The 23461-nt window shown below is 66.4% G+C and carries 19 protein-coding genes; 12 read left to right on the top strand and 7 right to left on the bottom strand.

Annotated features, from left to right (window positions below; all coding sequences use genetic code 11):
• Window positions 1-282: 282 nt before the first annotated feature.
• The 4 genes from ULB03_RS24760 (at window position 283) to ULB03_RS24745 (ending at window position 6952) form a co-directional block, all read left to right on the top strand.
• Entirely contained in the window at window positions 283-1521 is a 1239-nt protein-coding gene (locus ULB03_RS24760; RefSeq protein ID WP_322485746.1) for a glycosyltransferase, read from the top strand.
• 206 nt (window positions 1522-1727) lie between these two features.
• On the top strand, window positions 1728-3917 hold the full coding sequence (locus tag ULB03_RS24755) for a peptidase domain-containing ABC transporter (RefSeq protein ID WP_322485745.1): 2190 nt from the start codon (window positions 1728-1730) through the stop codon (window positions 3915-3917).
• The gene (locus tag ULB03_RS24750) at window positions 3877-5244 is read left to right on the top strand and encodes an HlyD family type I secretion periplasmic adaptor subunit (RefSeq protein WP_322485744.1); all 1368 of its coding nucleotides are present in this window, start codon (window positions 3877-3879) and stop codon (window positions 5242-5244) included. Before ULB03_RS24755 ends, ULB03_RS24750 begins: the two co-directional genes overlap by 41 nt.
• A 37-nt stretch (window positions 5245-5281) precedes the next feature.
• Window positions 5282-6952, top strand: a complete 1671-nt coding sequence (locus ULB03_RS24745) for a tetratricopeptide repeat protein (protein WP_322485743.1) — start codon at window positions 5282-5284, stop codon at window positions 6950-6952.
• A gap of 46 nt (window positions 6953-6998) precedes the next feature.
• Here the strand turns inward: ULB03_RS24745 and ULB03_RS24740 are convergent, their stop codons facing one another.
• Window positions 6999-8069: a rhamnan synthesis F family protein gene (locus ULB03_RS24740; protein ID WP_322485742.1), complete on the bottom strand. Its 1071-nt coding sequence runs from the start codon at window positions 8067-8069 to the stop codon at window positions 6999-7001.
• A 135-nt stretch (window positions 8070-8204) separates the two neighbouring features.
• Complete coding sequence (locus ULB03_RS24735; RefSeq protein WP_322485741.1) at window positions 8205-9227, bottom strand: rhamnan synthesis F family protein; 1023 nt, start codon at window positions 9225-9227, stop codon at window positions 8205-8207.
• Between the two features lie 265 nt (window positions 9228-9492).
• Here ULB03_RS24735 and ULB03_RS24730 point away from each other — a divergent pair, with 265 nt between their 5' ends.
• From ULB03_RS24730 to pcaC, 3 genes are read left to right on the top strand one after another with little or no spacing between them, the layout of a single operon-like run.
• Window positions 9493-10845 carry a 3-carboxy-cis,cis-muconate cycloisomerase gene (locus tag ULB03_RS24730; RefSeq protein ID WP_322485740.1) on the top strand — a complete coding sequence of 451 codons (1353 nt, stop codon included), beginning with the start codon at window positions 9493-9495 and terminating at the stop codon, window positions 10843-10845.
• A gap of 12 nt (window positions 10846-10857) precedes the next feature.
• Window positions 10858-11637 carry a 3-oxoadipate enol-lactonase gene (gene pcaD, locus ULB03_RS24725; RefSeq protein ID WP_322485739.1) on the top strand — a complete coding sequence of 260 codons (780 nt, stop codon included), beginning with the start codon at window positions 10858-10860 and terminating at the stop codon, window positions 11635-11637.
• An 11-nt stretch (window positions 11638-11648) separates the two neighbouring features.
• On the top strand, window positions 11649-12038 hold the full coding sequence (gene pcaC / locus ULB03_RS24720) for a 4-carboxymuconolactone decarboxylase (protein ID WP_322485738.1): 390 nt from the start codon (window positions 11649-11651) through the stop codon (window positions 12036-12038).
• Here pcaC and ULB03_RS24715 read toward each other — a convergent pair.
• Window positions 11929-12966 carry a LysR family transcriptional regulator gene (locus ULB03_RS24715; protein WP_322485737.1) on the bottom strand — a complete coding sequence of 346 codons (1038 nt, stop codon included), beginning with the start codon at window positions 12964-12966 and terminating at the stop codon, window positions 11929-11931. The two genes, pcaC and ULB03_RS24715, sit on opposite strands and share 110 nt — an antisense overlap.
• 153 nt (window positions 12967-13119) lie before the next feature.
• Between ULB03_RS24715 and pcaH the strand changes: the two genes are divergently transcribed.
• The 5 genes from pcaH (at window position 13120) to ULB03_RS24690 (ending at window position 17767) form a co-directional block, all read left to right on the top strand.
• Entirely contained in the window at window positions 13120-13851 is a 732-nt protein-coding gene (pcaH, locus tag ULB03_RS24710) for a protocatechuate 3,4-dioxygenase subunit beta (protein ID WP_322485736.1), read from the top strand.
• 3 nt (window positions 13852-13854) lie between these two features.
• On the top strand, window positions 13855-14457 hold the full coding sequence (pcaG, locus tag ULB03_RS24705; protein WP_322485735.1) for a protocatechuate 3,4-dioxygenase subunit alpha: 603 nt from the start codon (window positions 13855-13857) through the stop codon (window positions 14455-14457).
• 484 nt (window positions 14458-14941) lie between these two features.
• Window positions 14942-15163 carry a hypothetical protein gene (locus tag ULB03_RS24700; RefSeq protein WP_322485734.1) on the top strand — a complete coding sequence of 74 codons (222 nt, stop codon included), beginning with the start codon at window positions 14942-14944 and terminating at the stop codon, window positions 15161-15163.
• Window positions 15164-15201: 38 nt separating this feature from the next.
• A complete protein-coding gene (locus ULB03_RS24695; RefSeq protein ID WP_322485733.1) occupies window positions 15202-16722 on the top strand; it encodes a hypothetical protein in 1521 nt (506 codons plus the stop codon).
• A gap of 4 nt (window positions 16723-16726) precedes the next feature.
• Window positions 16727-17767, top strand: a complete 1041-nt coding sequence (locus ULB03_RS24690) for a hypothetical protein (RefSeq protein WP_322485732.1) — start codon at window positions 16727-16729, stop codon at window positions 17765-17767.
• A 130-nt stretch (window positions 17768-17897) separates the two neighbouring features.
• Here the strand turns inward: ULB03_RS24690 and ULB03_RS24685 are convergent, their stop codons facing one another.
• The 4 genes from ULB03_RS24685 to ULB03_RS24670 form a co-directional block, all read right to left on the bottom strand.
• A complete protein-coding gene (locus tag ULB03_RS24685) occupies window positions 17898-18296 on the bottom strand; it encodes a DP-EP family protein (protein WP_322485731.1) in 399 nt (132 codons plus the stop codon).
• Window position 18297: 1 nt separating this feature from the next.
• Complete coding sequence (locus tag ULB03_RS24680; protein WP_322485730.1) at window positions 18298-21588, bottom strand: nSTAND1 domain-containing NTPase; 3291 nt, start codon at window positions 21586-21588, stop codon at window positions 18298-18300.
• A gap of 118 nt (window positions 21589-21706) precedes the next feature.
• Window positions 21707-22474 (bottom strand): pentapeptide repeat-containing protein, encoded by a 768-nt coding sequence (locus tag ULB03_RS24675; protein WP_322485729.1) that lies wholly within the window; start codon window positions 22472-22474, stop codon window positions 21707-21709.
• Between the two features lie 104 nt (window positions 22475-22578).
• Window positions 22579-23427 carry a 4-hydroxybenzoate 3-monooxygenase gene (locus ULB03_RS24670; protein WP_416211187.1) on the bottom strand — a complete coding sequence of 283 codons (849 nt, stop codon included), beginning with the start codon at window positions 23425-23427 and terminating at the stop codon, window positions 22579-22581.
• Window positions 23428-23461: the final 34 nt, after the last annotated feature.

The raw sequence follows: 23461 nt of genomic DNA, 5'->3' as shown, positions 1-23461 counted from the left end.
GGAGGGCCAGCGGATGTCCATGCGAGATGCTTCCCCGTGCTGAAAGGCGGCGCCCCATTTCCCTGGGGCGGATTGGCTTCGGTTGTGCCCGAGCGTCGGCGGGCTTGTCCAGCGTCAACCCGGTCTGGCGTCAACCCAATCTGGCGCCAAGCCGGCGGCGGCATGCCGACGGTGGACAAGCCGGCACGCCATCCCCGACAATGCCGCGCCGTTCGACCTGTCGCCAGGGTGCCTGGGGCGTGATCCGAACCGGTGGGGGCTTTCAGAGGTAAGCGGGCGGGCATGTTTCGCGTTTTGATGCTGCACAAGGACTTTCCAGGTCAGTTCCGTTCCTTGGCCCGGTCGCTGATGGCCGACGCGCGCGTGGAACTGCGCGGCCTGGGGCAGCGGGAGGAGGCGGCCATCCCGGGATTGCGGCCGCACCTTTACCAGGACATGCCCACCGTCGACCCCGGCACCCACCCCTATCTAGTCAACGCCGCCGACTATATCATCCGGGGGCAGTGCGCCCTGCGTGATGCGGTGGGGATGGCGCAGCAAGGGTATCGCCCCGACCTGATCGTCGGTCATTGTGGTTTCGGAGATACCCTGTACCTCAAGGACCTGTGGCCGGATGTGCCGCTCGTCGGATACTTTGAATATTATTATCATGGCCGGGGTGCGGACGTCGGTTTCGATCCGCTATACCCCGTCACCCTGGACGACCTGGCCCGGGTGCGCACCTTGAACGCCGTCAATCTGCTGGGGCTTGAGGCGGCGGATCTGGGCATTTGCCCCACCGAATGGCAACGCGCCCTGCATCCCGCGCCGTTTCGCGATCGATTGCGGGTGATGCATGAGGGCATCGACACGGACCTCGCCCGCCCGGGGGCCGTGTCCGCCTTCGCGCTGCCCAACGGCACAGTCCTGCGGCAGGGGGACGAGGTGGTGACCTATGCCGCCCGTGACCTGGAGCCCTATCGCGGTTTTCACGTCTTCATGCGCGCCCTGCCGGAAATCCTGCGCCGCCGGCCGGGGGCGCAGGTGGTTGTGGCCGGCGGGGATGGTGTCAGCTATGGCCCGCCGCCACCCGGCGGCGGGCCTTGGCGCGATCATCTCATGGCCGAGGTGGGACCGGCGTTGGATTCGGGACGGGTCCATTTCCTGGGGCCGCTTGACCATGGCCGTTTCCTGGATCTGATGCGTCTATCCAGCGCCCACGTCTACCTTACCTATCCCTTCGTTCTGTCCTGGTCCATGCTGGAAGCCATGGCCTGTGGCGCGCTGGTCGTCGCCTCGGCCACCCCGCCGGTGAAGGAAGTGGTGCGGGACGGGGTGAATGGCCTGCTGTTCCCCTTTTTCGACACGGCGCTGCTGGCCGACCGGGTGGTGGAGGCGTTGGGGCACCAGTCCCCCTTGGCCGCGCTTCGGCACCAGGCACGGGAAACCGTGGTCACGCGATTCGATGCCCGTTCCCGCGCCGTTCCGGCCTGGCGTCAGGCCCTGTCCCAGTTTGGCTGCCCCATGCCGCCAGCGGTTTAATTCCTTGTTTCATTTAAATGACGCATTAACCGGCCAGAAAATCCAGGGTGGGCATATGTAGAATTTGCCGTTTCTTTTACGAGTGCGCTAAGGTCGCGCGCAAAGGGGGACCGGCTCCTGCCCGCCAGGGCGAACAAGCCGGCACAATGGGGTTCTGTACGGCGGATGACGTGAGCGCAGATTCTTCGACCATGAATGGAGCCATCGTGGATCACACGATGCTCACCGCCCTGCTGCTGGTGGCGCAGCATCACGGCGTCCACCTGTCCCGGGAACAGTTGGTCCGCACATACGCTTCCGGGGAGGGCGAGGTTCAACGCGCCGTCCTGGTGCATGCCGCCGATGAAAAGGGCTTCGAGGCCCGGGCGGTGCGCATGTCCTGGCGCCAGTTGATGCGCCTTGGCCGTGCGGTGCCCGCCATCCTGTGCCTGAAGGATGGCACGGCCTTGGTCCTGACCGGGGTGTCGCCCAGCGTCTCACCGCCTATCGTCTATGTCCGTGATCCAGCCACGCCGACACAGGTGCGTCCGCTGGATGAGATCGCGCTGGATGAGATTTGGGCGGGCGACATCATCCTGATCAAGCCCAAGAACGCCGAGGAGGAGGAGCGGGGCCTGTTCGGGCTGCGCTGGCTGATCGGCGAAGTGCTGCGGGAGCGCCGTATTTTCCGCGATGTCGGCGTGGCCGCTCTGATCATGAGCGTGTTCGCGTTGGTGCCGCCGCTGGCTTACATGATTGTCGTCGACCGGATATTGGTACACCAGCGCATGTCGACCCTGGTGGTCCTGGTGTTCGGCGTCGCTTTCGTCGTCATCTTCGATACGGCCTTCGGCTGGCTACGCCGCTATCTGGTGGCGGAGGGGGCCGCACGTATCGATGGACGCCTGACCGCGTTCATCTATGACCGCTTGTTGGGGCTGCCTATCGAGGTGTTCGAGTCCCTGCCGACGGGCCTCATCAACCACCGCATGAACGAAATCTGGCGCCTTCGTAACTTCTTGACGGGACAGCTGTTCGGCACTGCGCTCGACACCCTCACGCTGATCCTGATCATTCCCGCCATGTTCTTCATGAGCGTGCCCCTCAGCCTGTGGGTTTTGGGCATCGCCTGCGTCATGTTTGCGGTGGTACTTGCCTACATGCCGGTCATCGGCCGCTACCACGGCAAGGTGATTGAGGCGGAAACCCGTAAGAATTCCTTCATGATCGAGACCATCCACGGCATGCGGACGGTCAAGTCTTTGGCCTTGGAAGCCAGCAAGCGGCGCGGCTGGGACAGCCGGGGGGCGCAGGCCGTGAAGGCCAACCGCAACTTGGCGATGATCGCCAACCAGCCGCAGACCATCCTACAGCCGTTGGAGAAGCTGACCTATTCCGGCACTCTGCTGCTGGGCTGCTACATTGCGCTCTCTACGGACCAGTCGGCATTGGCCGGCTCCCTGGTGGCCTTCACCATGCTGGCCAGCCGCGCCACCCAGCCGCTGGTCCAGATCGCCACCATGCTGCAGCAGGTGCAGGAAGTGCGCGGCGCCATCGCCCAGGTCGCCTCCATCGTCAACATCCCGCCGGAGGAGTTGCGCGCCGACCATGGTCTGCGTCCGCGGTTCCATGGCCATATCAGCTTCGAGGATGTCAGCTTCCGCTACGCTGGCGCGCAGAACAAGGCCCTGGACCGTGTCACCGTGGACATCCCCCGGGGCAGCGTCGTTGGCGTCATGGGCCGCAGCGGCTCGGGTAAGACCACGCTGACCCGGTTGCTGCAGGGCCTGCACCAGGACTACGATGGCCTCATCAAGATCGATGGTGTCGACCTGCGGCAGATGGACATCAGCCATTTGCGCTCCAACCTGGGTGTGGTGCTGCAGGACAATTTCCTGTTCAGCGGCACCGTCCGCGAGAATATCGGTGCCGCCCGCGCCGATGCCTCGTTCGAGGAGATCATCGAGGCGGCCCGCATGGCCGGCGCCGAGGAGTTTATCGAGCGCCTGCCGCGCGGCTACGACACCTACCTTGCCGAAGGGTCGACCAACATCTCTGGCGGCCAGCGCCAGCGCATCGCCATCGCCCGCGCGCTTCTGGTCGATCCTCCCATCCTGATCCTGGACGAGGCGACCAGCGCCTTGGACCCGGACAGCGAAGCCATTATCAACAGCAATTTGTCGCGGATTTCCGAAGGCCGCACGATGGTGATCATCTCCCATCGTCTGACCTCGCTGGTCGATTGCGACATGATCGTGGTCATGGAGCGCGGACGGGTCTACGACGTCGGCACCCATGAAGAATTGCTCCAGCGGTGCGATATTTACCGTCACCTTTGGTTCCAGCAGAATCGCCATCAATCTTCCGGAGTTCCCAATGAGCGTGCGCTCTCTGGTCCCGACGTCCCGCGGGAGTGACGCCGCCGTCGCCCAGGCGATCAACGACTTCCAGTCCGAGATCGCGGCGGTGGTGGGGGCCCCGTACCCCAAGCCGGTGCGCGGCACGCTGTACACCCTGTCGGCCATGGTGGCTGTGGCCCTGACCCTGGTTTCCGTCGTGAAACTGGACGAGGTGGTCACGGCCCCCGGCAAGGTGGTGTCACGCACCCCCAGCATCGTGGTCCAGCCGTTGGACACGTCCGTCGTCCGTTCCATCCTGGTGCGGCCGGGGCAGGAGGTGAAGAAGGGCGACCTGCTGGTAACGTTGGACCCGACCTTCGCGTCGGCCGATGCCTCACAATTGCGCGACCAGGTGGCGTCGCTGACGGCGGAGGTCGCCCGTCTGGAGGCCGAGCAGGCCAAGGTCACCTACGATCCGGGCCCGAACCCGTCGACGCAGGCGGCCTTACAACTGTCGGTCTGGCGGTCGCGCCAGGCCGAGTACAAGGCCAAGCTGGCGAACTACGACCAGAAGATCGAGTCCGCCCAGTCCACCATGGTGCGCAGCCAGCGGGACATGGAGTACTTCAAGTCCCGTGTCGCCGTGACCTCGGAGATCGAGGACATGCGCTCCAAGCTGGAAAAGAAGGAATACGGCAGCCGGCTGAACACCCTGCTGGCCCAGGACAGCCGTACTGAAATGATGCGGAACCTGGCCAGCGCCGAACAGCAGGCGCGCACCGCGTCGCACGACCTGGAGGCCGTGCGGTCGGAGCGGGAGTTTTTCCAGCACGAGTGGCAGTCGGATCTGGCGCAGGATCTGTCCAGCAAGCGGACGGATCTGCAAAAGGCCAAGGACGACCTGTCGAAGGCGGAGCGGCGGAATGACCTGGTGGAGATGCGGGCCGTCGATGACGCGTCCGTCCTGTCGCTGGGCGACATTTCCGTCGGCTCCGTCGCCAAGACGGGTGACATGCTGCTGACCCTGGTGCCGGCCAATGCCCCCCTGGAGGCCGAGGTGGATCTGGATGGTGCCGATCAGGGCCACGTCAAGATCGGCGACAAGGTCGAGATCAAGCTGGATGCCTATCGCTTTATTGAGCACGGCACGGCCAAGGGCATACTGCGCAGCATCAGCGATGACAGCTTCACCCGGCAGGACAACGGCCAGCCGACCTCACGTCGCTTTTTCCGCGGGCGGGTCGAGATCACGGAGGTGAAGCTGCACAATGTCGGTAGTGACGGTGTGCATCTTATCCCCGGCATGCCCTTGAACGCCGACATCATGGTTGGCCGGCGCACCATCCTGATGTACCTGATGGAAACGGTGCTGCGGCAGGCGTCCGAGGGAATGCGCGAGCCTTGAGCGGCATCCCGGTGTCCCATTTGACGCGCGATGGATCATGGCCGGCTTTTCGACGCTGATTGATCGGGCGACCACCTGGCGGATCGGGCAATCCTCCGCCGAGTGGTCGCTGGCCATGGCCCGTCGCTTGGCCGATCGCGGTGACCTCGTCGCCGCGGCCCGGGCGCTGGCTGTGGCCGCTCGGGGCGGTTCGGTCGAGGCCATGCTGGACTTGGCCGACGCCCTGATGCAGGGCCGCGGTGTGCTGCCGGATGGGGCGGCGGCGATACGGTGGATCACCGCCGCGGCGCAGGCGGGCAATGCCGATGCCCAGGCGCGTCTCGGCGCGCTTTACGCCAACGGCCTGGGGCGGCCGCCCGAGGCGGGGGACGACAGGGGGGGCGTGTTCCATCTGCCCATTGACATCGGGCAGGCCCGTTTCTGGTCAGAGAAGGCCGCAGAGCAGGGGCATGTCGAGGCCCAGGTGTTGCTGGGCTGGTTGCTGTCCAGGCGTAGCGGCGCGGATGCTGATCCCGTACGGGCCGCCGAATGGTATCGCCGAGCCGCCGAAACCGGCAACCACGGGGCCAAGGTTGGCCTGGCCATGATCCTGGCCAATGGCGACCTGGGGGAAAAGGACGCGGCCGGTGCCGTACGCCTGTATGAGGAGGCGGCCGCGGCGGGCAATCCCACGGCCATCTATTACCTGGCCATGGCCTTGCTGCTGGGGGAAGGCACCGCGCCCGACCTTGAGCGGGCCTTGGCCACCATGAGGCAGGCGGCGGACCTTCAGGTTCCCGGGGCTCAGCGGGCCCTGGGCGTGATGTATATGCGGGGACAGAACCTGCCGCGTGATGGGGCGCAGGCGGAAACCTGGCTGCGTCGCGCCGCCATCAAGGGGGATGTCGATTCCATGGCGCTGCTGGGGGATTTGCACGCGGGGCGCATGGCCCGCGTTCCCAGCGATGTCGAGGCCGCGCAATGGTACCAGGCGGCCGCCGACCGCAACCATGCCGGGGCCCAGATGGCCCTGGGCCTGGCCTACGTGGACGGCCGGGGAGTGCCCAAGGACATGTTCGAGGCGGTGCGGTGGTTTGCCAAGTCGGCCGACGCCGGTTTCGCGCCCGCCCTGTTTCGCCTGGGGATTTGCCACCTGGGGGGCGACGGGGTGCCCCAGGACTATGCCAAAGCCGCCCGGTATTTCCGCCTGGCCGCCGATGCCGGCGATGCCGACGCCCTCTACAACCTGGGTGTTCTGCATTACCACGGCCATGGTCTGGATAAGGACGAGACGCAGGCCATGCGTCTCTACGTCGGGGCCGCCGAACGGGGCAGCGCTTCAGCCCAGTTCCGGGTTGGGCGGGCCCATGCCACGGGCGTTGGCTTGCCGCATGACATCGGCGCGGCGCTGTCGTGGACCCGCCGTGCGGCGGAGCAAGGGCATGTGCCCGCGCAAGTGAACTTGGCGCGCATGCTGTTGGCTGGGGAACAGGGCGGCGACCAAGACGCTGCCGTCGCGGAGGCGAGGGCCGTTCTGGAGCGTGCCGCTGCGGCGGGCAGTGGTGAGGCCATGAGCAGCATGGCCGAACTGATCGCTGGCCATGATGGCCCCGCGGCGTTGGAAGCGGCTCTGGCCTGGGCCCGTCGCGCGGTGGCGGCGGGGGACCCGCAGGCCCCCCAAGTTGTCGCGGCGCTGGAAGCGCGCGCGTTCCAGGGGGCCGTCCGTTAGCGCGGATGGCCGATTTAAGTCGGCTGACGGCGACGCCTTGGCGGGCTCAATGCACCCGGTTGCGCATCGATAATTGCAGGTGATGCAGGATCAGGCTGGTGTCGTAGGAGGAGGAGGACTCGCGAATGACCTCTTCCCAGCGCTGAACGCATGGAATGCCCACGGGGTTGCGCTGCAGCAGGTCGCGCTTGATAAAGGGGCTGGCCTTGCGCGCCACCAGGTAATCCCAGAAGTAGTGGGTCTGGTTCAGGGGGCGCCCCTGGTTGATGGCCTTCTGCAACTGCCGCAGATAGGGGATGATCTGTCCCTGGCTGTTGCCATGGGTATCGATCACCGCGTCTTCTTTCTTCGACGTGTCCAGGGCTTCGTTCAGGGGCTTCGCGATCTCGGAAACCACGCTGCGATAGGGCAGCAGGGCGCGGCACTGGATCCCGGCGCGCAGGAAAAAGCGGGTCATGCCGATCTCGTAATCGCGAATGACCCAGCGCTTGCGGCGGTAGTATCTCACCTTGTTCCAGAACTTGGTGAAGCTGGGATGCTGCAGGACGGCCTGATGGAAGATCAGGAAATAGCTTTGCAGGTGGAAGTGGCGATCCCAGCTGTCGGTCAGGCCCCAGATGCCGGCCTGCGTCGGGTCGGCCTGGCGGATCACGTCGCCCAAATCCTGAAGTGGCCCGTAGATGCTATCGTTGGTGATCAGCAGTTGTTCCAGAGCCCCGGGGTCGCGGATCAGGGCGATGGCGTCCTTGAACGCCCCGAAGTCCCACCCGATGTTGCGCCGCTTCAGCACCCAGGCGACATGCGGCAGCACCTTGTCTGTTTCCTGGGCCGACAGCTTGGGACAGTTGCTGGCGAAGATGACGGCATAGCCAGCCTCCGCCAGTTTGGCCACAAAATAGACGACGTAGTCGTGGACGATGCCGCGCTGGTCATAATGGTTGAATACGGCGACCCGGCGCGCCCCCTCCAGCGGGACCAGACCGGGGAAGCTGGCCTTGACGGTCGCGCGGCGGGGCAAAAGGGGGGCGGCCAAGCAGAGCGCCAGATCGACAGCGTCGACCAGCAGCATCGGCAATCCGACACCCTTCTTGATCATCTTGAGGAAAGTGTCAGACATGAAACCGTGAATTCCCCCGCCTCAAATATCAACTATAAGCTATGCGCCCTAGTTCTGGAAACAGCACAATTGATACAAATAGGTGGCATCAAGCCCCACGGGCGCTGGCCACAAGGAAGTGGCACCACTTCTACGCTATCGCGCTGAAAGGTGCTCCCGGATCAGGTTGGTATCGTAGGCGGATACCTCGGATACCACCCGCTCCCAATCGCCGACATTGGGAATATTTGCCGGATTCTTTTGTAGCAGTTCGCGCTTTATGAAAGGAAAACCCAGGCTGACCGTCAGCTCATACCAGAAGAAATGGGTCTGGTTGATGGGTATCGACGCCTTGATGCGGCTTGCAAGCATTTGCGCATAGCCGGCGGGCGACATCCGGTCCGCTTTAGCCGGCGTCGGTCGTGGCGTGTGCGACCGCATGAATGTTTCGGTGACGGTGTTGTAGGGGAACAAGGCCTTGCAGCGCAGGCCCTGGCTTTGCAGGGCCCGCGTCAGGCCGATTTCGTATTTCTCAATGATCCAGTGCTTGCGCCGGAAACAGCGGACGCCCTCCCAGAACCGGTGGAAGGCGTTGGAGCGCAGGGCCTTGCGGTGGAAGATCAGGAAAAAGCTCTGCAGGTGGTAATGGCGTTCCCAGCTGTCGGTGCTGCCCCAGATATCGGCCTCGTCGGGGCTGGCGCGGGCGATCAGGGGTTCAAGATCGTACAACGGGCCGAAGACGCTGTCGTTGGTGATCAGCAGCATCTCCCGCTCGTCCAGGGATGGCACCTGGGCGATGGCCTCGCGATAGGCGGCAAAGTCCCAGCCGATGTTCCGGCGGGTGAAGGCGATGGCGACGTCGGGCAGCAAGGATGCCACCGTCTGCTCGCTGAGCACCGGCGTGTTGCTGGCGAAGATGACGGCGAAGCCCGCCTCGCGCAGTTTGCGCACATGATAGCGGACATAGGGCGCGATGCTGTCCGTGCGCGCGTAATGCATGAACACCGCCACCCGGGCGGCCCCGTCCAGCGGCACGCCCCCCATCCAGCGTCTTTCGATCAGGCCCGTGGCGGGGCGCGGCGGATAGAGCAGCAGTTCGGCGTAGTCCGCGATGCGGCTGACCAGCAACCGGCTGCGGTAGGAGATTTGTCTGGCAACCCGGCGAAAGAATTCACGCACTCAAACACATCCCAGCACACCGTCCGCCCGCCCTCCCATGGGCCAGCGCCGCCCCTTTATGCCCCAGGTGGCCCAGGCAAACAACGTCGGCGGCGGAAGGGGCGTGCGGCATCGACGTGCCCCGGAGCGTTATAGCTGGGATTTTGTGCGTCAGACGAACATATGTTCGAAAACGCTGGTCTGTCTGGACCGCGTGGCATGGCTCATTCCAAACGATCCGATGCTATCGTGCGGGCGGCCTGTGAAGAAGGCGGGAGGAAGATCAATGTCTGGAATGCTGGACCCGCTGTTTCGCGGCAGCCCGGTGGACGCGGTGTTCACCGACACCGCAACGGTGCAGGGCATGCTGGATGTCGAGGCGGCGCTGGCACGGGCGGAAGCGGGACTGGGCGTCATCCCCCCCGGCGCCGATGCCGCCATCGCGGCCCAGTGCCAGGCCGGCCATTTCGACCTGGATGCCCTGGCGCAGTCGGCGGCGAAGGCCGGCAACACCGCCATTCCCTTGGTCAAGGCCCTGACCGCCCGTGTCGCGGCGGCTGATCGCGACGCCAGCCGCTTCGTTCACTGGGGGGCCACCAGCCAGGACGTCATGGATACCGGCCTGGTCCTGCAAATTCGCCAGGCCGTGGCCCTGGTGGATAACGACCTTGGGGCTCTGGAGGGGCATCTGGCCCGGCTTGCCAAGGACCATGCCGAAACGCCGCTGGCTGCCCGCACCTGGATGCAGCAGGCGCTGCCCACCACCTTTGGGCTGAAGGCGGCCGGCTGGATGGCGGCCGTGGGGCGCGCCCGCCGGGCCGTGGCGGCGGCCGGTCATGATTGCCGGGTGGTACAGTTCGGCGGGGCGGCCGGCACCCTGGCCGCCCTGGGTGAGCGGGGACTGGAGGTGGCGGCGGCCCTGGCCCACGAATTGGACCTGGCTTTGCCTGACCTGCCTTGGCACGGTCATCGTGACCGGCTGGTGGCGCTGGGTGCCGCGCTGGGTTTGGTCGCGGGCGTGCTGGGCAAGATGGCCCGCGACCTCTCGCTGCTGATGCAGACCGAGGTGGGCGAGGCGTTCGAGCCGGCGGAGGCCGGCAAGGGCGGGTCGTCCGCCATGCCGCATAAGCGCAATCCTGTCGCCTGCGCCGTGGCCCTGTCGGCCGCCAACCGCGTGCCGCCCCTGGTCGCCACCCTGTTCGCCGCCATGCCGCAGGAGCAGGAGCGGGGCCTGGGCGGCTGGCACGCGGAGTGGGAGACCTTGCCGGAAATCTTCCGCCTGGTGGGCGGCAGCCTGGGCGTCATGGTCGGAACCATGGCCGGGCTGGAGGTGGATGCCGCGCGCATGCGCGCCAACCTGGAGATCACCCGCGGCCTGCTGATGTCGGAATCCGTGGTCATGGCGTTGGGCGAGGCCCTGGGCCGCGGCCCGGCGCACAGCCTGGTGGAGAAGGCCAGCCGCCAGGCCGTCACCGAGGGCCGGTCGCTGGGGGATGTCTTGGCCACCCTGCCGGAGGTCACGGCCCACCTGTCGCCGCAGCAGTTGGCGGCGGCGCTGGAACCCGCCCACTACCTGGGCATGGCCCCGCACTTCGTCGCCCGGGCCCTGGCGGCCCGCACATCTTCCCGTGATGCATGAGGAAAGTTTGCCATGCCACTGATCACATTGGATGATGGCTGTAATCTGAGCTATCGCGTCGATGGCCCGGCCGAGGCCCCGCCGCTGGTGCTGTCCAATTCGCTGGGCACCGCGATGGCGATGTGGGAGCCGCAGATGGCGGCCCTGACCCGGCACTATCGCGTCATCCGCTATGACAGCCGGGGGCATGGCGCCAGCGATGCGCCGGCCGGCCCCTACACCATGGAACGGCTGGGCCAGGATGTGCTGGGCCTGCTGGATGAGCTGGACATCTACCGTGTCCGCTTCTGCGGCCTGTCCAAGGGCGGCATGGTGGGGCAGTGGCTGGGCATCAACGCCGGCCAACGGCTGGAGCGCCTGGTGCTGGCCAATACCGCCGCCTATATGGGACCGCCGCAGGGTTGGCAGGGTCGCATGGATCTGGTGAGCGCCCAGGGCATGGGGGCGGTGACCGAGGCGGTGATCGAGCGCTGGTTCACCCCGGGCTTCATCGCCGCCGAGCCCGAGGCGGTGGACCGGGTGCGCCGCTTGCTGCTGGCCACCCAGCCGCAGGGTTATGTCGGCTGCTGCGCCGCCATCCGCGATATGGACCAGCGGCCGCAGCTGCCGGCCATCGCCGTGCCCACGCTGGTTATCGGCGGCACCCAGGACCCCGCCACCCCGCCGGAGAAGGCGGAGGAGCTACACGCCAACATCAAAGGCAGCCAACTGGTGATGCTGGAGGCTGCCCATCTGTCGAACGTCGAACAGGCGGCGGCTTTCACCGAGGCCCTGCTGACCTTCCTGGCTTGAGGAACCCACCCATGGATGAGCAAGAGCGTTACGAGTTCGGTCTGAAGACCCGCAAGTCCGTGTTGGGGGAGGCGCATGTGGAGCGCGCCCTGGCCGGCCGCACCGAGTTCAACACCGAGTTCCAGGACCTGATCACCCGGTATGCCTGGGGGGAGATCTGGACGCGTCCCGCTATCGACCATCCCACCCGCCGCCTGCTGACCCTGGCGATGATGATCGCCCTGAACCGGGGCGAGGAGTTCAAGATGCACGTCCGCGCCGCCGTGCAGCATGGCGTGTCGCGGGACCTGATCAAGGAAGTGATCCTGCAGAGCGCCATCTATTGCGGCGTGCCAGCCGCCAACACCGCCTTCCACCAGGCGGCGGAGGTGTTCGCGGCGCTGGATGGGACTGCCGCTTAGCCGTTCTCGGCCATCTCCCGCGCCACGGCCTCCAACTGCCCGCGCAGCCAGGCCTGGGCCGGGTCGTGCTGGGCGCGCAGGTGCCAGGCCATGTACATGCGCAGGGCGTCCGTGCCGGGCGGGGCCGCGGCCAGCAGGTCGGGGGAAGGGGGGCTGCCTGGAAGTCCGCCAGCTCCAGCGCGTGCAGCCGGCCCGGCACGCAGGCCATGAGGTCGGTGCCCCGCAGGAAGGGCGCCAATCCCGAGAAGTTGGCCACGGACACCACCACATCGCGACGGATGCCCAGCCCCTCCAGCGCCTTGTCGAAGTTCAACGGGTCGGCGGAGGGATGGACGACCGTGAGGTGGCGGCCGGCCAGGAAGTCGGCGGCGGTGCCGGGGCTGGCGCGGTGGGCGCCATCGAAGACACAGACATAGCGGTCGTCGAACAGCCGCTTCTGGATGATGTCCAGTCCCTCGGGCGGGGCGGGGGAGATCAGCAGGTCACAGCGCGCCTCGCGCAGCATTTCGCTGGTGGGCCGGCCGGAGGGGACGATCTGCAGGCGGAAGTCGGCCACGCGGGCCGCCACCCGGGCGTACAGGCGGGGCAGCAGCAGGTCGCGCTGGAAGTCGTTGGCCGCCACCGTCCAGGATAGCCGGGCCTGCGCGGGGTCGAAGCCGTTACCGGCCGTCAACGCCTTCAACCCGTCCATGATCGCCCGCGCCTGGGGCACCAGCCGCTCCGCATGCTGGGTGGCGACGATGCGTCGGCCGGACTTCACGAACAGCGGATCGCCCACCAGGCGGCGCAGGCGGTTCAGCGCGTGGCTGACGGCCGATTGCGCCATGTCCAGCCGCCGGGCGGCGGCGGAAACCGACCCCTCCTCATACACCGTGACGAACAGGCGCAGCAGGTGACCGTCGACGGCCAGATGATCCAGGATGCCCAAGGCCGTTTCCATCCATGAATATTATCGATGGATTATATGGTGACGCATGGGATTTCCAGAAGCGTTGATTGGTCTAGGGTGGGGCGAAAGATGTGGGCGCCGCACTTTTGAAGCCCCCATCTTAAAACCAATCCTGGGAGGACGGGTCCTGAGATGAGCAACGATACTGGAGAATTCGTCCGGCGCGACCGGGCCTGGCACCCGCCGGCCTTCACGCCGCAATACAAGACGTCGGTGCTGCGCTCGCCGGGCAAGGCGCTGGTGTCCCTGCGCCAGTCGGTTGGCGAGCGCGCGGGCCCCGTGTTCGGCCACGGTGACCTCGACCCCTTGGACAACGACCTGATCCGCAACTACATCACCACCGGCGAAGAGGCGATGGGGGAGCGCATCATCGTCCACGGCCGGGTGGTGGATGAGATGGGACGCCCGGTCCGGGGCAGCCTGGTGGAGGTGTGGCAGGCCAATGCCGGTGGCCGTTACCGCCATCGTCATGACCGCTACATGGCGCCGCTGGACCCCAACTTCGGCGGCTGCGGCCGCTGCGTCACCGATGACGATGGGCGCTATTTCTTCCGCACCATCAAGCCAGGGCCCTATCCCTGGATGAACCACAACAGCGATTGGCGCCCTTCCCACATCCATTTTTCGCTGTTCGGCAACGCCTTCGCCCAGCGCCTGGTGACGCAGATGTATTTCGAGGGGGATCCGCTGATTGCGCGCTGCCCTATCATCAGCACCATCCCCGACAAGGCGGCGGTGGACATGCTGGTGGCCAAGCTGGACATGGGGGAGATGGTGCCCTTTGACAGCCTGGTGTACCGCTTCGACCTCGTGCTGCGCGGCCGCCGCTCCACCTTCTTTGAAAACCGGCCGGAGGGGAACTGAGCCATGCCCGTCGATTACCTGAAGGAAACCCCCTCGCAGACCGGTGGACCGTATGTCCACATCGGTTGCCTGCCGGCCTTCGCCGGCCTGAACCTGCGCACCCAGGAAAAGCTGCACGTCCTGGCGGGCGGCGGCGTGCCGGGTGAGCGCATCCGCATCGAGGGCGTGGTGTGGGACGGTTCCGGCCATCCCCTGCGCGACGTCATGCTGGAACTGTGGCAGGCCGACAGCAGCGGCGTCTACAACGCCCCCGGCTTTCGCGGCTGGGGCCGCGTGGGCGCCGATGCGGAGACGGGCCTGTGGTCGTTCGAGACCGTGCGCCCCGGCGCCACGCCCTGGATCGACGGCCGACCGCAGGCGCCCCATTGCTCCCTGCTGCTGTTCGCGCGCGGCATCAACATCCACCTGCACACCCGCATCTATTTCGACGACCGGGCCGAGGCCAACGCCGCCGACCCGGCCCTGCTGTCCATCGAACTAGCGAACCGCCGCCAGACGCTGATCGCCACGCGGCAGGCCGGGGGCCAAGGGGGATCGGACGTTCCCACCTTCCGCTTCGACGTCCATCTGCAGGGCGCCCAGGAGACGGTGTTTTTCGACTGCTGACGGTTCCCTTGCGGAACTGGTGGAAAGGCCCGGCCGATCACGCCGGGCCTTTTCTGTTGGTGTATAAATCCATTTGAGATCAATGCCTTAATTCTCAGAAGAATATTGGAAGAGTGATCCGGCGCGCCGGGACCCTACCCTTCGCCAACCCTATCCCCGTGAACCTGCGGGAACAGGGGGCTATCTAGCGGAGGACAGGAATGAGCGCGACACAGCCGGCTGCCGCCACGACGGCTACGGGGACCGGGGCGGCCGCGACCGGGCACCGCGTCCTGGCGGCGCCGGGCGTCTATGTCCGGATGCCGGCCCGCCGCACGGCGGCGACGAAGCTGGCCAAGCTGGCCCAGGCGCTGGTGGAGCAGACGGACGCCGCGACGTTCAGCCTGGCGGCGGCCAGCGCCTATTTGTTCTCCCTTGCCCAACTGTCCGTTCCCCCCTCCGGTTCGAGGACCTGCCGTCCCTGCCGCTTTCCGCCGCCGCCCGCGTGGCGCAGACGGACTGCGACGCCTTCCTGGGGCAGTTCACCCTGTTCCAGGCGCAGGCGGAAACCTGGATTACCCCCCGCCGGGGGGCGGAACTGCCCAGCCTGTTTTCCCAGCTGGCGACACCGGCGCGGGTGATGGCCGATGTCGCCCGGCTGGTCGGCGATGCCCTGGCCGGGGCCACCGGCCAGGCGGGGGCAAGGTTTCCTGCACCTATTCGCTGAAAGCCTGCCAGCGCGCCGCCCGGCGGCAGGGCGAGCGGGTGTCCACCCTATTGGCGGCCGCCAACCAGCAGGGGCAGCACCTTGCGGATGGTGCCGCGGCGCTGCTCGCCGCTCTGCGCGGTGGCGGGCTGGCCCCGCTGCTGGCGGGCAGCGGGGAGGATGTGCAGGCGATGGCCCAGGCCTTGGATCACGCCCAGGCCTGGGTCGCGGCGGAAAGCGCCCGCATCCTCGCGCGGCGGGGGCAGACCAGATTGATGGCGGGTGTGGTCGGCCTGACCCTGTGCTGGAATGCCCTGGGGTGGTCCATGGTGCCAGCCGGCGTGCTGAGGGCGGGCGAGGGGACGGCCGATATCAGCGGCTTGCAAGGGCACTTGGGCCGGCTGGAGGCGCTGATCGAGCTGAAGGGCAACCGGCACCGCCAGGAACAATCGGCGGCCCTGGTGCTGGCCGGCATGCGCGCGCAGTTGCAGGGCGTGGCCCCCATGGTTCAGGCGGTTCAGGAGGAACTGGCCGCCCTGGCCTGGTTGCTGGGCAACCTGCCGGCCGAGGTGTCGTCTGTTCTGGCCGAAGTGTCTGCCGAGGATTTGGCGGTGGAGCGGGCGGAATGGAACCGCATCATGGCCGACGCGGCGTTCGGCGACGGCCTCGCCATGCATCTGTGGCCCTCGCCCACGCACTTGAGCGCCCCGTCCCTGGTGGCGGTGGCGGGTGACGATGTCTTTTGCGTCGCCTCCTCGGGGCGCCTGTATCAGCACGCCGGCGGTGGCGCGGCATGGGCCGACATGGGCGAAAGCGCCCTCAGCTGTGTCAGCGACGGGTATGACGTGGCGGCCATCGATGGCGCGCCGGTGGCCTCCGTTCCCCTTGGCACGGCGTCCACCGCCAGCCGGCAGGTGAAACTGTATGACAGGTTCACCCGGGCCTGGCGGGTGATCTCCACCTTCCCCGCGTCCTGCATCGCCACCGGCGGCGGGGACCTGTACGCGGTGAGCCAGGCTGTGGGCGATGCCGGGGGCGTGGGGCGCGTCCACCGCTATTCCGGCCGGGGGCGGGGCTGGGCGGCGCTGCCGGAACTGCCCGGGCCGGACATCGCCGCGCAATTGGCCGTGGCCGGGGGTGTTGTCTTCGCCCTCGCCAACAACAGCCAGGCGCTGTACCGCTATAACCCCAGCCGGCAATGCTGGGTCCGCGTCAGCCGCCTGACCTGCCTGTCCATCCGGGGCAACGGCGCCAAGCTGGGCATCGTGGATGTCGAGAACCGGGCCTTTGTCTATGACCCCGCGGCCGGCGGGGTGCCCAGGCAGCTGGGGGTCGGCGTCGGCGCCATCGCCCAGCTGACCAACGGCGACCAGTTCAGCATCGCCAGTGCCGCGCCGGGGGCGCTCTGGTACACCGACACCAGCGCCAAGCCTGCCTGGCGGACCTATCTGGCATCCGATGCCGCCGCCGTCTTCGCCAGCGACGCCGATGTCGTTCATTACCGCGATGGCCAGGGGCGGCTGCACCGCGTCACGCCGGAGGGTGACACCGTCGCTCTGCCACCGCTACCGGAGGTGTGAGGGGATGCGGGGAAATGATGTGCATGCCGACGCCCGTGGCGGCCACCCGGACACGGCGCCGGCGACGCTGAAAGCGGCGTGGGACGGGGCAGACGGATCGCCCCCCGCCGGCGACGGCCCGCCGGCTGGTGTCATCGCCCTGTGCAATCACCTGATCCTGTTGGCGCGCGGCCTGTTCGCCGTCCGGTTCAGCACGCTTCCGGCCTGGGTGGCGAGCCAGGCGCCGGCCCTGGCCCTTGAGTACGGGCTTTGGCAGGCGTCGCTGTGGCGCAGCCTGCATGACGGCCTGATCACCGGCGGCCTGGTCGCCCTGGCGCGGCGGTGCCGGGGGCTGACGCCGCCCCTGCGGGCCGACCTGTCGGCCGCGTCGCTGTGCGCCCTCTGCGATGTGCTGGCCAACCAACTGCTGCTGGGCGCCAGTTACATCCGGCAACTCCAGGCCCTGGCCCGCGACTTGCCGGAGGCGGACATCCGCGCCGCCCTGGCCCTGAAGCCCATCGCGGCCACCCTGCGCGCCACCCTGGCGGCGCTGTCGCCGCCGATGGACGTGGCGATGGCGGGCGGCACTGGCGCCCTGGTGGTCACCCTGATCGATGTCCTGGCCGTGGCCGGAGATACGCCCGTGGGCAGCGGGCAGGGGGCGGCCACGCTGGGCCCGGCCTGGGCGGTGTCCCTGCCGGGGCCCGCCCCGGTGCCGCCACCGCCGGCCCTGCGCGCGGCCGTGCGCCCCTTGATCGACTGGTGGCGGACGGCCGACCCCGTGACCCGTCGCGCCGGCCAGTTGGCGTTGATGATCGATATGTTGACGGAAATGACAGGCCCGGGAACGGCGGCACTGACCGCCATCGCCGCCGTCAAGGACATCTGTCAAGGCTTGGACGTTGACGGACCGGGGGATGAGGGAACGGACGGCGCTCCCGATGGTGGCCAGCGGCCCACCGATCTTAGGGCCAACCTGGCCCCGCGCCTGCCGGTGTCAGCCTGGGCCGACACCTTGGCCCGGTTGGAGGTGAGGCTTCCGCCGCCACGCTCTTCCGCTGGATAATAAAGCGTTCTTAAGTCGTGCTCTTGGCCGCGCCCATCGCTGGGTGCGGCCGTTTCTTTTTCTGGCGCTGGATTTCCAATGAAAAGCTCCCCGGCGATGGCGCCGGGGAGCATGGTTCTCCACGGGACAGTTATTCACAAGGGGGTCTGGGGCCCGGATCGTTGACAACTACAGGGTCTGGGCTGACGATAGGGTCGGTAATTTCGCCATGCGGTCGCGCAATTAGTAAAAACCCGAAAGGTGTGGTTTCAGTACGCCCAGGAAGATTTTCATCTTGGATGACAATCGACGTGGCATTGATTTGGATAGATGTGATCTGCCGGGTTACAGCGTGTGCCGTGCTCAGGTTTACAAAGGCGAAGCTGTAACTCTGCTGTGTTGCGGGGCAAAGGGTATAGGTAATCTGTGTTGGATCATGATTGGGCAACGTAATCATGCCAGTATCCGGATTAATTCCCGTGCCGGAGTAAGTCCAATCGTATTCACTGCCGTTGGGCTTTATGGTAACAATGGCTTCGATAATGTTCAATTTAACCTCCATGTCTCGTGGCCTGAGATAAGGCATCAACGTATCTTGGTTTTCTGTAACCTGATTTTTCTAGCCAATCTATATTTTCTTCTAATGCAATATTTTTTCCATTTTGAAGATTGGACAAGATCCAGGAATCAATAATATACCTGTCTTTTGTTTTTGAATCAATGTATCTCTGAGTAATTGCGGATGTTTCTTGGCGATTTAGCCGAGCCATATCCATTTGGCCAATTTTCTCATTTGCTGCCGCCAGGATAAGTAAAGTGGCTGACAATCGCTCATCATATTCGATTGTCATTCTGTTATTTCTTTTTAGGGATCGTAATGTGGATACGACTGCGCTTAACTTGGCTGCTGCTTCCTGAGATCGATTTAGTCCTAGAAGGCTGGCCCCCGTATTGGCTTGGTTGATCAGGTCGGTGAGCGCCCAATCAGCATTCGCAGGATCCTGTTCACGAAATTTGGCCAGTTCGATGGCGAGGGTGCGCTGAAGCGTCAATGCATTGGCGAACTGATGCCGTTCAACCAGGAACTCCCCGGCCACGACTTCCACGTTGAGGCGCAGGCGCTGCCAAATCTGATTACTGGGGTCATGGGTGACCAATTCATGGACAAGTTTTCTTGTCTCGGCCATCAGCGTGTCGGCCTTCTGTTCCTCTCCCAACGCATCAAGCAAATTGAGGCGGCGGTACTGACAGGCACCCAGCATATATAACCACCTGAATTCCGAGGGCGCGTCAGAGCGCAATGACTGTAGTTCAGTTGCCTCCTCATCAAAAAGTAAGACTGCTTTACGAAGCTCGCCCTGCTCGGCATAGGTCGTGCCAAGCCAAGACAGTGTGGAGGTCGTGGACGCGCGCAACTCCCGATCATTGGGACGTTGAGCTAAGGCTTGGCGCATTAACGGTAAAGCCGCTTCGAAAAATTTAGCAGCCTTTTCATAATCTGCTCGTTTCACGGCTGTTGATCCCAGGTTTGTCAGGGCATAGGACAACTCGACCCAGGCATCGACGTTCTTGGGCGCGATCACCGTCATGCGCTTGCTGTAGCGCTCGTACTCCCGGAAAGCCGCTTCCGCGCCGTCCAGATCGTTCGCATCCAGGCTGATCTGCCCCATCCAGAAGGCCACCGCCCCCAGATCCTTCAGCAGATCCAGGCTCTCCAGACCTTGGGCCAGGTTTGCGTCAAGCAGGCTTTTCGCCTTGGCAAGGGCGGCCTGCGCGGACTTGGGGTCGGCGCGCGACCGGGCCACCTCCGCCAGGGTCTGCAGGGCGCGGGCTTGCTGCGCACGGTCCTCTGGTGTCAAGCTGGACAAGGGTTCTTGACTGAAATAGCTCAGGGCCTTTTCGCCGATGTCCGATAGCAGCTCCAGCCGGCCCAGGGGACGCAGCTTGTCGGCGAAGTTGCCGACCATGAAGTTCATTAGATCCTCTGCCTGATGCTTGCGCTGTTGCGCCGTCTTTTCGGCCTGGCGGGCGACCAGGCCCAGGCCGCCGGCGAGGACGGCGATGGCGGCGAAGCCGGCCATGAGGCCGAGGCGGCGGCGGTCGGCCTGCCGTTCCCGCCGAACCGAGGCGTCGATGTAGGCGCGGACCTCGGTGTCCAGAGGGATGGGGGTGAAGCCGGCCAGCTCGCGCGCCTCCTCCAACTGCCGGCCCCGGGGCAGCAGCAGGTCGTTGCGGCGCCCCTCCGCCAGCCAGCGCCGCGCCGCCTCCTCCATCCGGCTGCGGGCCTGCAGGAAACGGCGGTGGTCCGCGATCCAGGCGGCGGCGCGGGGCCACTGGCGCAGCATGGCTTCGTGGGCCACGCCGAACACCGGCTCCCCATCATAGACCTGGGCGACGAACAGGCGCTGCCGCACGAAGGTGTCGACCAGCGTCCGCTCCTCCACCGTGGCCAGGGTGCGCCAGGGGATGCGGCGGCTGCGCGCCGCCTCATCCTGGGCGCCCACGGTGACGACCAGGGACAGCACGCGGCTGAGCGCGGCGCGGGCCGGGGCCGGCAGTCCGTCCAGCGTGGCCTCCGCCCGTTTGCCGATGGCGCCGCCCAGGCCGCCCAGGGCGCGGTAAGCGGCGACGGTCAGTTCCCGGCTGGTGCTGCGTTGTAGATAGAGTTCGTGCAGGGTGTATTGCAGCAGGGGCAGGGCGTCCGGCTGGTCGGCCGTCGCCTCGCACAGCGTGTCGTCCAACTGCGCCCCGGTTTCCGGATCGGTTCCGAAACGAAGCCCGGCGACGATGGCCGGTAGGCGGATCATGTGAATGATCTCGGCGCGTGTCGGCGGCGCCAGGTCGAAATGGCCGCCCTGGGTCTTGGCGGCCAGCAACAGCGGCTCGCCGGCCACGTCGGGATAGAAGTCGTTGCGGCAGGCGGCGATGACCAGGATGGCGCCGCTGCCCGCCAGATGGCCCAGCGCCGTGAAGAACGAGCGCCGCTGCGCCCCGTCGATGCGGAACACCGCCTCCAGCCGGTCGATGAACAGGACGGCGCGGCCCGCCTGAGCCTTGGCGGTGGCCCGGCCGAGGAAGTCCGGGTCGAGGAAGCCGGGACGATCGTTCCGCGACAGGCCGGCGCCGATGGCGTCGGCGCTGAAGCCTTCCAACAGCGGCCGCCCCTCGATCTCCAGGTCCAGCAGCGCGCCGCCCAGGGCGGTGGGCAGGGGCATGCCCTGGACATCGCCCAGGTCCAGGATGCAGGCGCCCAGGAAGGGGAAGGGCGCGGACGCCGACCGGAGGGAGGGGATCAGCCCCGCCTGCACCAGCGATGTCTTGCCGCTTCCGCTGGGGCCGAGGACCAGGACCAAGCCATGGCCGGCGGCGACCTGGGCCGCCACGGTGTCGCGCAACTGGGCGATGGCCGCGTCCCGGCCGAAGAACACGGCGGCGTGCGCCTCGTCGAACGCGTCCAGGCCGACGAAGGGGGAGGCGTCGATCCAGCTGTCCACGGTCGCGGCCGTAGCGTCGGCCACGATGGGCGTGACCGGCGCCATGGTGCGATAGCCCCGCTTGCGGATGTTCTCGATGTAGCGCGGGTCGCCGGCGGTGTCGCCCAGCAGCTTGCGCAGTTGGGTGATCGCCTTGTGGACCTGGTTTTCCCCCACCGCCAGGCCATCCCAGCACAGGTGCAGCAGGTCGTCCGCGCTGACGATCTGGCCCGCGCGGCCGCACAGCGCCAGCAGGACGTCCATGGCCCGCGGCTCAACCTTCAGTGTTTGCGCCGTCTGTTCATGACGTACGGTGCAGGCCTGCGCGTCGACCAGCCACTCACCGAAGTGAAAGCCCTTGGTTTGCAATTACATCCCCCATGGGCCGCACGCTCCCCGCCGCGGCCATCTTCCCCGGGAGCCTTTTTAGCACATCTCCTGATGGGTTAACCTGTTTAAGCAGCGCGGACGATTTGAGACTTGGGGGTCAGGCGTCGTCGCCACACACGTCGATACCCGTGGCCGCCAACAGGATGGGCTGTTGCTCCGGCCCGATCTTCAGGCCTTGGAAGCCCGCCAACTGCCGCAGGTCCAGGCCGCTGATCTCGGCCCCGCGCAGGTCGGCGCCGTCCAACTTGGCGTTGGTGAGGGTGGCCTGGAACAGGTCGCTGCCGCGCACATCCACATCGGTCAGGTCGGTGGCGTGCAGGTCGGTTTCCCGCAGGCGGCAGCGGGTGATCACCGCGTCCTTCAAGGACAGGCGCGACAGGTCGGCCAGTTCGAAGGTGCAGTCGCGGAAGGTGGCGCGGTGCACCGTGCGCGCCCGGCTGAGCGCGTGGTGGAACTCCACCAGGTGGAAGCGGGCGGCGAAGAAGACGCAGGCGTCCGCCTCCACCTCGAACAGGGTGCAGCGTTCCAGGGTGCAGAACGACAGGTCGCAGCGGGTGAGGCGCGCCGCCCGCAAATCGCTGAAGGCCAGGGTGCAGCCGGCGGTCTTGGCCTCGGGGTCCACGAAACGGCAATCCTCCAGCACCGCGTCGCGCAGTTTGACATGCGACAGGCGGCAGCGGACGAACTGGCACCCCTGGAACCGGGCGTCGCTGAAATCCACGGCGGTGAAGCGCACATCCTCGAACACGCAGCCCTCGAAGCGGCAGCCGGTGGCATCCAGGTCGCGCCAATCCATGCCCGTGAAGCGGCCGTCCCGGACGTCGCCGGTGGCAAGGATATTATTTTCCAGCGTGTCGATGTCCATGCGCGCGGCCCTCGGGTAACGAGGGGCCATCATAGCCGCAAGGGCGGGGCGTTGGGCAGGGGGTGTTGGGCAGGGGGCCGGTTGAACGGCCGGCCCCCCTCCGTTCAGATGGGCAGGCCGACGTAATTCTCCGCCAGCGCCGTGGCGGCGGCGCGGGAGCTGACGACGTATTCCAGGTCGGCCTCGCGGATGCGGTGTTCGAACGCGCCGGCCGCTTCATCCGTGTGTAGCATGGTGGTCATGTACCAGGAGAAGCGTTCGCCCTTCCAGATGCGCGCCAGGCAGGTGGCGGCATAGCTGTCGATGCCGCTGCTGTCGTTCCGGGCGTAGAATTTCTCCAGCGCGCGCGACAGCACCAGCACGTCGGCCACCGCCAGGTTCAGGCCCTTGGCGCCCGTGGGGGGAACAATGTGGGCGGCGTCGCCCGCCAGGAACAGGCGGCCATGGCGCATGGTCTCGCAGACGAAGCTGCGCATGGCGATGATGCCCTTCTGGATGATGGGCCCCTCGGTCAACGTCCAGCCGTCGGTCGTTTCCAGCCGCTGGTGCAGTTCCGACCAGATGCGCGCGTCCGACCACTGCGCGATGTCGTCCTTGGGGTCGCACTGGATGTACAGGCGCTGGATTTCCGGGGAGCGGGTGCTGAGCAAGGCAAAGCCCCGGTCGTGGCGGGCGTAGATCAGCTCGTGGTGCGACGGCGGCGCCTCGGTCAGGATGCCCAGCCAGCCATAGGGGTAAATCTTCTGGAATTCCTGGCGCTGCGTCGCTGGAATGGCCTGCCGGCTGGGGCCGTGGAAGCCGTCACAGCCGGCGATGAAGTCGCACGCCAGCACGGCCGGGGTGCCGTCTGCCCGCGCGAAGGTGATGGACGGGCGCTCCGTCTCCACATCGTGCAACCGCACGTCCCGCACGCCGAAGTGGATCTGGGCACCCTGGGCCAGGCGGTGGGCCACCAGAATCCTTGATCACCTCATGCTGGGGATAGAC

The organism is Nitrospirillum goiasense (assembly GCF_034427435.1).
Lineage (GTDB): Bacteria > Pseudomonadota > Alphaproteobacteria > Azospirillales > Azospirillaceae > Nitrospirillum.
Note: the sequence above shows the minus strand (reverse complement) of the source record. Positions and strands in the feature narration are given on the sequence as shown.

Coding starts and splice junctions, on each gene's coding strand:
- ULB03_RS24750 (WP_322485744.1), top strand. CDS start 3,877: ATGAGCGTGCGCTCTCTGGTCCCGACGTCCCGCGGGAGTGACGCCGCC.
- pcaH (WP_322485736.1), top strand. CDS start 13,120: ATGAGCAACGATACTGGAGAATTCGTCCGGCGCGACCGGGCCTGGCAC.
- ULB03_RS24760 (WP_322485746.1), top strand. CDS start 283: ATGTTTCGCGTTTTGATGCTGCACAAGGACTTTCCAGGTCAGTTCCGT.
- ULB03_RS24690 (WP_322485732.1), top strand. CDS start 16,727: ATGCGGGGAAATGATGTGCATGCCGACGCCCGTGGCGGCCACCCGGAC.
- ULB03_RS24675 (WP_322485729.1), bottom strand. CDS start 22,474: ATGGACATCGACACGCTGGAAAATAATATCCTTGCCACCGGCGACGTC.
- ULB03_RS24745 (WP_322485743.1), top strand. CDS start 5,282: ATGGCCGGCTTTTCGACGCTGATTGATCGGGCGACCACCTGGCGGATC.
- ULB03_RS24740 (WP_322485742.1), bottom strand. CDS start 8,069: ATGTCTGACACTTTCCTCAAGATGATCAAGAAGGGTGTCGGATTGCCG.
- ULB03_RS24730 (WP_322485740.1), top strand. CDS start 9,493: ATGTCTGGAATGCTGGACCCGCTGTTTCGCGGCAGCCCGGTGGACGCG.
- pcaD (WP_322485739.1), top strand. CDS start 10,858: ATGCCACTGATCACATTGGATGATGGCTGTAATCTGAGCTATCGCGTC.
- pcaG (WP_322485735.1), top strand. CDS start 13,855: ATGCCCGTCGATTACCTGAAGGAAACCCCCTCGCAGACCGGTGGACCG.
- pcaC (WP_322485738.1), top strand. CDS start 11,649: ATGGATGAGCAAGAGCGTTACGAGTTCGGTCTGAAGACCCGCAAGTCC.